This window comes from Nitrococcus sp., assembly GCF_059432795.1.
The window spans coordinates 1-11,661 of sequence record NZ_JBXWZQ010000073.1 but is presented as its reverse complement, the minus strand read 5'-3'; the positions used below and the strand labels follow the sequence as shown (position 1 = coordinate 11,661).

The following is an 11,661-nucleotide window of genomic DNA, read 5'->3' as shown; positions in this document are numbered from 1 at the left end:
GCTCAATGCGCAAGCTCCGGGCCACGCGCTCGAGCTCGGCAATCGGGCTCGTGATCACGGCATCGTAGTCAACCACTACGAGACCGCGCTGCGCGGCCGTGCGAAAGTGGGGCACCACGTTCACCAGCCATTCGAGATCGCTTTTGACCTGCACGCCCCGCCGCCGGTCGAGCTGAGCGCGTGAACGGGCCACGCTGAGCGGATTGCGCAGCGCCAACACGTAGCGCACCTCGAGATCGAGCTCGCGAAAAACCGCCTCCCAGAACGGAAGCATGCGCAAGGTTCGCGCATACTTGAATCCCCACAACGGGCTTGTTCCGAAACGCTGCTCGATCGTCTTCACCGCCCGCCGCCGCAGCCGCTGCACCTGGGGGCTGTCCCATTGGGACGGCGGTATCAGGCGCACGCTCTCCCCGGTGATCCCCAACGCACGCTTCAAGCGCTTGTTGATCGAGAGCAGATCCCGGTCCTCGAAAAAGCCGGTGGGGTTCTTTCCGCGGCCCCGCCGCAGCCGATTACCCAAATTAACGCCGAGCGCCTGCATGCCGCGCGTGAGTGCACTGGTCCCGCTGCGCCCGGCTCCGAGCACCACCACGGCGGTGTTACGGCCCACCACCTCCTGGCCCGAATCGTTACCCGCATCGGGCCTCGGCTCAGTAACCACCGGCCACCTTTCCCGCCAGTCGCGCACCGATCCGCCGCAGGCCGGCCCGCAGGCGGTCATTGATCACGACGATGAACACCTTGCGATAACAGCCCTCGGGGGCGCGGATCTCACGCACGCCGTGCCAGGAATTGCCTTGGCGCTGAAACAGCAGGCTGCGGTTGCCGAGCGTCTCACCGGCGAACGCCTGGTCGAATTCGGCGAAATCCGGCGCCGAGCTGCGTTTGAAGCGCCCGCCGTCATCGAGAATCAGGGTTTCCCCGCCCCAGGACGGGTCCCATTCTTCCGCGGTGTTCAGATAGAAGATATGCGAGCCCAGCTTGTGCACGGCATCGCAATGCGGTGATACCGAACAGCCCCGCGGCGTGTAATGCCAATGGAAGGTCAGCGAGAGTCCGCCACGGCCGAACAGTCGCCGCAGAAACCGCTCGTATTCTGCGCCGCGCAGCTCTTCGACGAACTCGTGCCAGGGTTCGGCCACCTCCAAACCCGGACGGTACTCCAAGGAGAACCGGTCGTGCGGCCTCTGGCCGTGCGCGCGCTGAATCCCGAAGGCGCGCGTGAACAGCGAGACGTCCGGCAGGGTCTGCAAGAGCCGCCGGTAACCGGGCTCCGTCAACAGGCCTTGCGGGTTGCACCAGGGATAAGGCGAGCGATTGCGGAAGGTCTGCGCATCCACGGCGGCCAATCGTGCGTAATCCAGGTACGTCAGAGGCTCCCGTAACGTGATGTATGACCAAACCGCCGCGCATGGGTTGAGCGACGATATGTATGGTAGAGCCGTCCGGTTCTAATCCCGCGCCGCCGGTGAGGACGGCTCGCGCTGGGTCTGCATGAGCTGCCGAATGCGAGCCACGGTGCGCTCCAGATCATCCAGCGGCTGTGGGGCGGGCGATGCCGGTGCCTCGCCGAACGTCGTGATCAGGCCGCGCGCTTCGAGCGAGCGATGAAAGGCAGCGAAGTCGCGCGTCGGTTTGATCAGACCCCAGTACACAAGGCGCTCGTGAACGAGGCGGCCCCAGCGCCTTGCGACCCGGGCCAGAGCCCCAGCGCCGCGGTCGTCAGCGCCGCCTCCCGCTCGCTGGCGCGGGGAGTAGTGAAACACCGCCACCGGTTTGCCGGTGGCGCAGGCCTCGCTCGCGAGCGAGGCGCTGTCGGCCGTGACAATGAATCGGTCCGCCAGCCGCAAAAAGCCAAGATAGGGGTTGTCCGGGTCCGCCGGGCGCCAAGCATAGCGAAACGCCGGGCACTCCACAGCCTCGAACAATGCCTGCGTCGCCGCTTGCGGCGTGCGTGGGCTGGTCGTGACCAATAGCGCGCCCCCCGCCTGCCGCACCGCGCGGCTCACCTCCCGCCCCAGCCGGCACGCCGTCGTCGCATTCAGCAAGTAGCGCGAGCTGTTACCGCCGACCAGCAAGGCGGTCAGCGGTCGCGGCAAATGACGCAGGCGCTGTGCCCACTCCGCGGCGGCCTGCTCCAGGCGCTGCGGATCGGCCCGGTTGAGCGGCGCCGCGAGGTGAAGCACGTTGGATCGAGCCGGCAACCGGTATTGGGGGAGCGTTACGATCAAATCGAAGCGATGCAGCGGAGCTTGGGCATGAAACAAATGCACCAGCTTGGTATGCCCACCGGAGCGCTTGCGAATCCATTGCGCGATCGGTGCGCTGCGCCGCGAGGCGGCGATCACCAGATCCGGCCAGGGCGGCTGCAACGGGCTGCAGCGTCTTTTTCTGAGGCTGACCGCCGTGCTGCCCAAAACCAGGTTGGGGCAAACATTGAGCACGTTGTAGGCAAGACGCTTGGCCTCATACGGCCAGCCCAGCGCCTCGACGAGCGCAATCATCTGCGCGTTTCCGCCGGCCCCCTTACCGAGCAACACCCACACTCGAGGCTCACGGGAGATCGCTACGCCAGGCAAGCGCGAACCGGCACGGGCAGCGCCCGTCGCGCCACCGCTCACGAGGCGGTACCTGCCCGTTCTTCGAGGGCACGACCCAAGGCAGCGTCACGCGCGGCAACCGGCTCCCCGGCCGCCGGGGCGCCTCCTTCATGGAAGACCAACCACTCGCGCACGCGCGTCGCGAGTTCCTCGCTCTCGCGAAACGGGCGACGCGGCTGCAGCTCCAGCGGGGCGCCGAACATGCGCGCCACCCCCTGCTCGAGCAGCGCTTCGTACAACGCCGCCGTATCCCGGGGCGGAAGCACCCACGCCCGATCGATCAAGCGGGCACAAAGGTATTCCAGGCCACGCTGGGGCCGCACGCTGCCGCGTGTGTTCCGCGGTTGCGCGCGCGCCTGGCGGGCGACCCAAGCGGAAATCCGGTCCCATAGCCTGACTCGCTCCGCGATCGGATAGATGTAAAGCGGCTTTTCGGTCGCCGCCGCCTCCGCCAGCATCGATTCGCTGTCCCCCGTGACAACGAGCACATCCGCCGCGCCCAGGTAAGCGAAGTACGGATTGTCCGATTCTTCCCGGCGCCATTCGTGCACGTACTCGGGGCCGCCGATCCCGGCCTTGAGCGCCGCCGTGGCCGGCCCGCCGGTCCGCCGGCTGGTGATGGCAAGCGCCGTGCCGCCGGCGGACTGCGCAAATGCCTGCAGCTCCTTGCCGAGACGATGGGCACCGCTTGTATCGAGGCGCGAATGCTTGCTGTCGCCGCCCACCAGCGCCACGATCCGGGGGCGCAACAGCCCTCCGAAAAGCTCCCGGTGCCGCTCGAACTCGCCCTGAAGCCGCTCGGTGCTCACCGGATGCACCGGCAAGAGGGTCTCGATACGATTTTCCGCCAACGGCAAGCCGAAGTGAGCGCAACCCACCAGCAGCTCCGAGGATTCGCCCGGACCGTTCTTGCGACCGAGCAGCACCGCGCGCAGCGCCGGGTTCTCACACCGAAGCCACCGCGCCACACGGGTGGGAAGCCAACCGGCCGCGATCACGACATCGGGCCACGGCGGGGAGAGCTCCCCCCCTCCTGCAGGCTCGCCGATCCACGTGGATAATCCGAGCCTGCGTAACAGCCATCGCACCCCAAGCGCCACGGGCAAGGTCGGCAACGCGTTGACCTCATAAGGCCAGCCGAGCGCCTCCGCCAAACCCACGGCCTGCGTGTTGTGTCCCGGCTTGCGGTGCGTCAGCACCCAAACGCGCGGCGGACCGTGCACGAGCCGCCCGCCGATCCGCGTTTGCTCGATTCGCCGGCCCGCGCCGTCGCGGCCGTTCAAAACCAGCCGCCAGTGCACCGCCGGATGGGCGCGGCTCGCCTGCTCGAAGCAGGAAACCCACCGCGCAGCGCTGCGCGGGCGTATCTCCAGGGCACTGGCGTCCGGCAACGCTTTCGACATCGCCGAATCGTCCACCTCCACATGCAGCACGCGCTTGCTCAGGGCGAACAGCTTCTCGACCAGCCAAGGCAGATCCTCATCGGGAAAATACTCCAGCGCACGCCGCGCCAGCACCACATCAAAGGACCGGCCGGCGTGCTCGTCCCAAGGCGGATGCCCGGGGTCGCGGCGCTGCATGGTGCCGGCGCCGGCGGGTCCATCGCGGTCATCGCCGCGTTCCGCGAGCGCCGAGGCGAAGCCGAAGTCCAAAACCGTGCGCGCCTGACCGCGTTGCAGCAGCTCGCGGATCGCCGGCCGTTCCGTCGCGCTGCCGTCGGCCAAATCATTCGAATCGCCCGGTGATGCGAGCCGGCAAAAGCGCTGCTGCAACGCACGGTAGCCGGCGCTGGGGTGGGCCGCATCGAAGAGCTGATAGCCCGCCGCATCGGCCGAGCGCTCCAGGTCCAGCCACAGCGCGCCGACGGGATTGCGCCAGTAGACGTAATCCTCGGGAAGGGGCAGCCAGGGCTGGGTCTGCAAGGTGGTGAAATGCACGAGTCGGGAGCGGCCAGCCTCATATTCGCCGTCCCGCGCGTTCCAGGCGCCGTCCAGGCGGCCCCATAGCCCAGGCTCCGCGAGTGCCTTGGCCTCGAGCTCCTTGCGGCGCAAGCGGCGCGCGCTCGCCAGCGTCCAGACGTGAACCATGCGTGCGCAATCGATGAGCATCACCGAGGTATCGCGGGGGTGTATGGAGAGAAAACCGTGTCCCTGCATCGGCGTATCGAACAGCTCGGCGGGATCCGTGAGATAGATCTGGTCCGTATCGTTGTATATCGCCCGGCCCGCCGCGCCGGCAAGCTCCGGAATGGCAAAGCGATAGGCGGTGAAACCGGTCAGCCACCAACGCCGGTCGAAGCCCGGGAGATCCTTCAGCAGATAGATCTCATAGCGACGCGAAGGGTTCCGCACCTTGACGATGGACCATACGAATACCCGCTCCGCCCGGTACTGGGCCGCCTCGGTTCCAAGGAAGATTCGAACTGCGGGCTTGGCGCACTTCCCCGCTTCCTCTGTGGCCGGCAGCACCACACATTCGAGCTCAGGCCACTCAGTACGGCCTTTGATCGGGTCCTTCTGCGCCAGACCCGCCAACACACGTCTGATCAGGAATGCCATGAGGTTGGCTCCAGATTGCAGCGAAACCCGAAGATCACGAATCCCCCGTCATGGTTGCGTCATCGTATTGGGTTTGATCGGCTTGTGCACTACGCAAGTGGTATTCTCCCGCCAGCCGCGGGCGCTTACCAGCGGGACTCGCGCGAGACGCGGGCGTATGCTGAGGCGCGATCGGCGCAGGGGCCTGCAGCTCGTGCGACGCCGTAGGCCGGGGATGCGGAGTTTGAATATAATGGGCAACATGGAGAAACAGGGGAACAGCATGACCTATCTACCCGATCGCTACCGACGCGCGGCCGTGCTCGGCGCCACGGCGTGGCTGCCGAGGGCATTGCGCGTGCGCGCCCGGCGTTCGTCACTCGGGGTGCTGCAGCGCAGCCAGGCACGCCAGGCCGATGCGGTGATCATCGTTCACCCCAAGAGTGGCGGCACTTGGCTGCGCGTCATGCTCTTTCGCCTGTTCCAGCGCAAGTACGATCTCCCGGCACGGCGGGTGATGAAAACCGACGAGCTCCAGCGCTTCAATCCCGCACTGCCCCGGTTCATCGTCAGCAACGGCCACTATACTTACGAGGCCGCCCTGCGTGAGGTGTTGTCCGCCGAGCCCACCGATGACAAGCGTCTGATTCTCCTCGCCCGTCATCCCTGCGATATCGCCGTGTCCTGGTATTTTCAGTTCACGCGGCGGACCTCCGCGGCCAAGCGGGAGCTTATCCTGAGCGAGCTGCGCCAGCCAATCGACCATAAGACGATCTCCATGTGGGATTTCGTGATGCACCCCGAGTTGGGGCTGCCGGGGCTGATCGCCTTTCATAATAACTGGGCGAAGCATTTCGCCGCCCGTGACAACGGTCTCATCGTGCGCTACGAGGATCTGCGCTCGCACACTCGCGCCACGCTGCAACGCATCGTCGAGCACCTGGATGAGGACTTCAGCAGCGAAGCACTGGATGAGGCCGTGGAGTTTGCCTCCTTCGACAATCTGCGCAAGCTGGAGGAGACCAACTATTTCCAGAATGCCGGGCTGCGCCTGCAGAACCGCAACGACCCTCACAGTTACAAGGTTCGGCGCGGCAAGGTGGGTGGTTTCCGCGACTATTTCGAGCCGCAGCAGGCGCAGGCGATGGAGGCCATGGTACGCGAGCGACTCGACCCAGTGCTTGGCTATGAACAAACCCCGGCGGACACGGCCGTCCATGAAGCCTAGCCTGGCGCTCGGGCGAGGGCCGTCGATTCGCTCGGCGCGAAATTCGCCGTCACCTCGCCACGGGCACTGAGCGCATGAGACCCGCTCGCCGAGGCCACGCTCACCAGACATAGCGCCGCCGAGCCGGGATCCGCAGAGGCGCAGGGATGCGCTGGAGCGCGCCGGCAAGCGGCATGCGGAGATTCGGGTGCATGACCGGGATAGAAGAAACCACGGCAACGTCTGCCCGCTCCACCGAGAGACCCACTAGCCCAGTCTCCTTGAACCGGGACAACGGGCACGTCGCGCTGTTCATGCGCGACCTGAAAGGCGGCGGAATCCAAAAAAACCTGCTGCGCCTGGCCGAGAGCTTCAGCAAGCGCGGCCTGCGGGTCGATCTGGTGATATGCAAGGCCAAGGGGCCGTACGAAGCGCATATCCCGCACGGCGTCAATCTCGTTGCTTTGGAGTCCAAGGCCTTTCAGCCAGCAAGCCGGGTATTGGCCTCTGCGAACGTGCTCGCCGCCGAACGGCCGTCCAGCTGGCCGGCGCTGCAACCGCTGCTGCTGCCACCGTGGGCGCAGCGCGTATCGGCACTGGCGCGTTATCTGCAGCAAGCTCGGCCGCAGGCGCTGCTCGCCGCCGGCAACATTCTGAACTGTATCGCGCTGCTGGCGCGTCGGCGGGTGAATGCACCGACCCGGCTGGTGGTGAGCGAACGCAACCATTTGTCCGCCTACATCCAGGGCAAATCCCGTCCGTGGCGCTGGCGAAAGCTGCCCCAATTGATCGCGCGGACGTACCCATGGGCCGATGCCGTCGTGGCGGTCTCCGACGGCGTCGCCGACGACCTGGCGCTAAGCACGGGTTTGCCGCGCGAGCGCATTACCACCGTTTACAATCCCATCGTCTCGGAGGAACTCTTCGCCCAGGCCAATGCGCCGCTGCACCATACCTGGTTCGCCCCGGACGCCCCGCCGGTCGTGCTGGGGACGGGCTCCTTGGACCCGAAGAAAGACTTTCCGACGCTGCTGCGCGCCTTCGTGCGTGTCCGGGAGCAGCGGCGAGCGCGCCTCATGATCCTCGGCGAAGGCAAGGGTCGAACGGAACTGGAAGCGTTGGCCGAGCAACTGGGAATCGCAAACGACGTCTCGCTGCCCGGCTTCGTGGCCAACCCGTTCGCCTACATGGCGCGCGCCGCGGTGTTCGTCCTGTCTTCGGCCTATGAAGGATTGCCGACCGTGCTCGTCGAAGCCCTGGCCTGCGGCTGCCCGATTGTATCGACCGATTGCCCGAGCGGTCCGGCCGAGATCCTGCAGGGCGGACGCCACGGTCAATTGGTGGCAGTCGGCGATGACGGCGCCCTCGCCGAGGCCATCACCGCCGTGCTGGATAGCCCGCCGGACCCGGAACGGCTCAAGCAGCGCGCCGCCGCGTTTTCAGTCGAGCGAGGCACGCAGCGGTACTTGCAGGTGATGCTCGATGGTCTGCGCTGCGAACGCTGATTCGTCCTGCGATCCGTGCCCCGGTCGGCCTCGGGATCGTTACGGTTGGCCGGACGTAAGAGGCGGCGCAACGGGCGGGCTCAATAGAAGCTCCTGGTAGCGCTGCGCCGCGCGCTCGACGGAGAATTCACTGCCGCGCCTTCTGAGTCGCTCCGCATCGGGCGGAGACGCCAGCGTGTCCGCTATCGCCGCCGCCATGGCGCACACGTCGGCAATCGGCACCAACCGGCCGTATGCCCCGTGCTCCAGAATCTCCGCCGCTCCGCCGGGGGCATCCGTGGCCACCACGGGGCAACCGCTTGCCAGCGCCTCGATCAACACCCCCGGCAAACCTTCCCAGTGTGAGGACAGCACCAGAACCCCCGCACCGGCCATGTAGCCAATGGGATTATCCACCCAGCCGGGCATGTCCAGCGCGTCGGCGACGCCGAGCTCGCGGGCCAGCCTTTGCAGCGCCGCGCGCTCCGGGCCGTCTCCCAGGATCACCAGGCGCGCCGGGCGCGCGGCATGCACCTCGGCGAAAGCCCGCAGCAACGTCGCGAAGTCCTTGTGCTCAACCAGCCGACCGACACCGAGCACGACCGGCGGAGCGTCCGCGCCGAACCAGGGATGATGGGGCCGCGAACGCGCCTGCTCCAGCAACTCCGCGGTGACAACCGGATTGGGTATGGCCACGATGCGCTCACTGGGAAGGTCGGCCGTGGCGACCAAATCGTCGGCCACCGCCCGGGACACGGCGACCACCGCATCCGCAAACGCATAGGTCCGACCGATCAGCGGCGGCAGATAGCGCCAGCGCCAATCACGCTCGAAATTAGCGACATAGCGCGACAGCATATTGCGCTCGCTCACGACAATCCGCGTGGAAACGCCCGCCAGACGCCGGGCCCAGATAGCGATCAGATTCGGCTGCGTCATGGCAGAGAGCAGGGCCTGCGGACGCTCCCGGCGCAGATAGCGGGCCAGATCGGGCAGATAGCGCAACTTGTTGGACGATTTGAGCGGCAGCAGCACCGGTCTGAGCAAGCTTCTGAAGCCACTCGGGTCGGCCTGCAATGCCGCGAGCCGTCCCCGCATCGACGGTACGCGGCGCAACGCAACGAGACGCACCCCCGCCGGCACCAGCCGCTGCGGCTCCGGCGTATTGACGCGGCAAACCACCACATCCACACGGTGCCCGCGGGCATCGAGCGCGGCGGCCAGCCTGAGCATGGTACGTTGCACGCCACCGCCGCTCAGCAGCGACATGAACAACGCGATGTGGGCCACCTTGCGATCGGCCCCGGGCGCTTGCGTCATAAATGGGACGGGGCAGGCAATCGAGCGGCGAGGCGCGTGCGTGCGAGCTGCGTCACACCGGGCCAGGCCTGCGCGCGCAGCGGCGAGGCCCAGAAGCGGCGCCATGCGCGCCAACCCAGAACCGGCGTGGCATGCCAGCAGGCCTTCAACCAGAATGTCCCCAGCACCCGCGAGAAGGCGGGCTCGGGATAGCAACCACGCTGGGCGTTCGCGGTGTGCAGCCGTTGCAGCCAATCCTGCGCCCATTCCAGATAACCCCGGTCCGGGTGCATGCCGAGCTTCTGCATGCGCCGCAGCTCATAGTGGCGCTCCAGGTCGGATGGGCTATAGCTCACGCCGAGCGCTTGCAGCTGCTCGGCGAATATCTGCAGGCGCCAGGCCTTGATCTCCTCGGTGCGCCCCTCGGTAGTCCGCCCCCCGTGCTGGCGGCGGTAGGTCAGCACTTCCGGCAGGGTTGCGAGCTTGTGCTCCGCTGCGATACGTGCCCACAAATCGTAATCCGAACCGAGTTTGATGTGCTCGCGGTGCCTGTAGTGACGCAGAACGGCGGTGCGTGCCATGGCCGCGGAGTTTTCCAGGCAGGATCGGAAAAGGCGCTCGGCGGCGATCTGCGCCGCACCTACCGCCTTGCGCTTTATCCGCCCCAGCGGCCTTCCCTCCCGGTCCATCCACTCGATCCAACTGCCCACCGCAGCGTACTCGCGATGGTCGCGCAAAAATGCCACCTGATGCGCCAACCGCTCGGGCCGAGCGCGGTCATCACTGTCGAGAAAGGCGAGAAACTCGCCGCGCGCCTCATCGATGCCGCGGTTGCGGCTGCCGGGGATACCGAGATTGTCCGCGTTGCGAAGCAAACGCAACCGTTCATCCCGATACGACGCCACGGCATCGGCGCTGCCATCACTCGAGGCGTCGTCAATAATGAGCAGCTCGAAATCGGTGAAAGTCTGCGCCAGGATGCTCTCGATCGCATCCCGGATGTAAGCCGCCCGATTGTAGACGGGAACCAGTACGGTAACCGTTGGCGTGCTACGCGCTGTCATGGGTGATGGGATTTGAAGTGATCTCCGATGCTCGCCGCGTCGCTCGGTCCGTGCGCCGCGTTCCACCCCATGGGTGAGCGGGCCGCTGAGAGCCCAGGGTCACGCGCCCTTATCTCAATCGAAATAATGTACCATGTCGACTTCTGCAGGGCACGATTCGGATTTCGCAACTTCCATTGCGAGAAGGCCAATCAGCTTGGCGTTAATTTCGGATCGTCCGGCGCAGCCGCGGCAACTCTCGCGTAGGAGGCGAATACAATGTTCGAAAACAAGCCGGTCGTCTATCGCGAAAAGCCCGCTTACGGAATCACGAAACGGCTGCGGCGAAAACTGCTGTCCGCATTCAATCGATGGAACCGAAAAGACTATGATGTCCGGTATGTTTTCATCAACAAGCAGCAATACAAAAAAGTCGTTTATCATAGCGAATCCCGGGCGGATCGGGTCCGGTCCGATCTGGAAGCGTTCGGCCCCAGCCCCCATTTTCCAGTCGTCATCGGCCAGCGCCGCAGCACGCTGCTCGTTGAGTTCATACCGGATCGCACCATAGGTCGCGTCGACAGCCATACCCTCGCCCTTTTGGCGGACTTCTACGCCGCTGTCTACAAACGAGCACCCCGACGGGAAACGCTTCGCGAGACCCCGCTATGGGATGAGGTGACTCGGGATTTACGCTTTTTGCATGATGTGAAAGTGCTGAGCGATCACTGCTACTTGGAGCTTACCGAACACAGCGATGAAATTGCGCCCGCCTCGGTATGGTTCGGTTACGACTACACGGATCCGGCTCCGGCCAACCTGGTCCTGAGGAAAGACGAAAACCTCGTCTGCGCCATCGACATCAAGAATCTCTACGCCAACGCGCTGATCGGCGGGGGCGTCGCCAAGGCGCGATCGCGCTGGCTCACGGACGCGCACATCGACGCGTTTTTTGAACGCCTCGACAACCACGGGGCGCCCGACTTCCGGAGCTACCTTCCCTTCCTCCAGATCGTGAATCAGCTCACGCGCGCCAAGCATATCCTCTTGAAGGGACGGACCCGCGCGCTGCGACCGCACGAAGTTAACCGACGCCTCGGTCAACTGATCGGGCAGTCTAGAGCCGCCTATCGGGAACGGACTCAACGCGTTTCCGGCGATCAAAGCCCGTTGAGCGCGCCGTCGGGTGGACGGCGCAGCCGCCATGAATCCGCCTGACCCGAGCCGCGCCTTGCCCGCGCGGCCTGCGGCTGAGCCTATGTGACTTGCTACGTACTGCGGCGGCTCAGCCAAGCCATGGGCTCGTAGACCAGGTCTCGGTAGGTGACGTTGGCGCAGTAGCCCTGGCCGTAGCGCGTCCAGAAGCGTCTCCCGCTGACCCGCGCCTGCCGCTCGAGCGCGCTGGCGAAGGCCTGTTGCTGCCGCGGATAGACGACCGCCTCGGCGTATCGGTAGAGCTCGATGTCAAGCCGGTTCGCCCTTCGCAAT

The 11,661-nt window shown here is 65.8% G+C and carries 10 protein-coding genes; 3 read left to right on the top strand and 7 right to left on the bottom strand.

From position 1 onward, the window contains the following. The 4 genes from AC52Q4_RS05860 to AC52Q4_RS05845 all read right to left on the bottom strand — a co-directional run. Positions 1-613, bottom strand: a 613-nt coding sequence (locus AC52Q4_RS05860) for a sulfotransferase family protein (RefSeq protein WP_495535868.1), incomplete at its 3' end; no start/stop codon positions are given. A gap of 40 nt (positions 614-653) precedes the next feature. After that, on the bottom strand, positions 654-1,343 hold the full coding sequence (locus tag AC52Q4_RS05855; RefSeq protein WP_495535867.1) for a 2OG-Fe(II) oxygenase: 690 nt from the start codon (positions 1,341-1,343) through the stop codon (positions 654-656). Between the two features lie 111 nt (positions 1,344-1,454). Next, entirely contained in the window at positions 1,455-2,507 is a 1,053-nt protein-coding gene (locus AC52Q4_RS05850) for a mitochondrial fission ELM1 family protein (protein WP_495535866.1), read from the bottom strand. A 113-nt stretch (positions 2,508-2,620) separates the two neighbouring features. Beyond that, entirely contained in the window at positions 2,621-5,161 is a 2,541-nt protein-coding gene (locus AC52Q4_RS05845; protein WP_495535865.1) for an ELM1/GtrOC1 family putative glycosyltransferase, read from the bottom strand. Positions 5,162-5,393: 232 nt separating this feature from the next. Here AC52Q4_RS05845 and AC52Q4_RS05840 point away from each other — a divergent pair, with 232 nt between their 5' ends. Next, a complete protein-coding gene (locus AC52Q4_RS05840; protein WP_495535864.1) occupies positions 5,394-6,368 on the top strand; it encodes a sulfotransferase domain-containing protein in 975 nt (324 codons plus the stop codon). Positions 6,369-6,559: 191 nt separating this feature from the next. Then, complete coding sequence (locus AC52Q4_RS05835) at positions 6,560-7,852, top strand: glycosyltransferase (RefSeq protein ID WP_495535863.1); 1,293 nt, start codon at positions 6,560-6,562, stop codon at positions 7,850-7,852. A 39-nt stretch (positions 7,853-7,891) separates the two neighbouring features. Here the strand turns inward: AC52Q4_RS05835 and AC52Q4_RS05830 are convergent, their stop codons facing one another. After that, complete coding sequence (locus AC52Q4_RS05830) at positions 7,892-9,151, bottom strand: glycosyltransferase (protein WP_495535862.1); 1,260 nt, start codon at positions 9,149-9,151, stop codon at positions 7,892-7,894. Further along, positions 9,148-10,194, bottom strand: coding sequence for a glycosyltransferase family 2 protein (locus tag AC52Q4_RS05825; protein WP_495535861.1), 1,047 nt, complete (start codon positions 10,192-10,194; stop codon positions 9,148-9,150). The genes AC52Q4_RS05830 and AC52Q4_RS05825 overlap by 4 nt, the downstream gene beginning before the upstream one ends. Before the next feature lie 258 nt (positions 10,195-10,452). Here AC52Q4_RS05825 and AC52Q4_RS05820 point away from each other — a divergent pair, with 258 nt between their 5' ends. Continuing rightward, positions 10,453-11,391 carry a hypothetical protein gene (locus AC52Q4_RS05820; RefSeq protein WP_495535860.1) on the top strand — a complete coding sequence of 313 codons (939 nt, stop codon included), beginning with the start codon at positions 10,453-10,455 and terminating at the stop codon, positions 11,389-11,391. 50 nt (positions 11,392-11,441) lie between these two features. Here AC52Q4_RS05820 and AC52Q4_RS05815 read toward each other — a convergent pair. Beyond that, positions 11,442-11,661: hypothetical protein (locus AC52Q4_RS05815; protein ID WP_495535859.1), on the bottom strand; the 220-nt coding region annotated here is incomplete at its 5' end.

Coding starts and splice junctions, on each gene's coding strand:
- AC52Q4_RS05840 (WP_495535864.1), top strand. CDS start 5,394: ATGGGCAACATGGAGAAACAGGGGAACAGCATGACCTATCTACCCGAT.
- AC52Q4_RS05850 (WP_495535866.1), bottom strand. CDS start 2,507: ATGATTGCGCTCGTCGAGGCGCTGGGCTGGCCGTATGAGGCCAAGCGT.
- AC52Q4_RS05835 (WP_495535863.1), top strand. CDS start 6,560: ATGACCGGGATAGAAGAAACCACGGCAACGTCTGCCCGCTCCACCGAG.
- AC52Q4_RS05820 (WP_495535860.1), top strand. CDS start 10,453: ATGTTCGAAAACAAGCCGGTCGTCTATCGCGAAAAGCCCGCTTACGGA.
- AC52Q4_RS05830 (WP_495535862.1), bottom strand. CDS start 9,151: ATGACGCAAGCGCCCGGGGCCGATCGCAAGGTGGCCCACATCGCGTTG.
- AC52Q4_RS05825 (WP_495535861.1), bottom strand. CDS start 10,194: ATGACAGCGCGTAGCACGCCAACGGTTACCGTACTGGTTCCCGTCTAC.
- AC52Q4_RS05845 (WP_495535865.1), bottom strand. CDS start 5,161: ATGGCATTCCTGATCAGACGTGTGTTGGCGGGTCTGGCGCAGAAGGAC.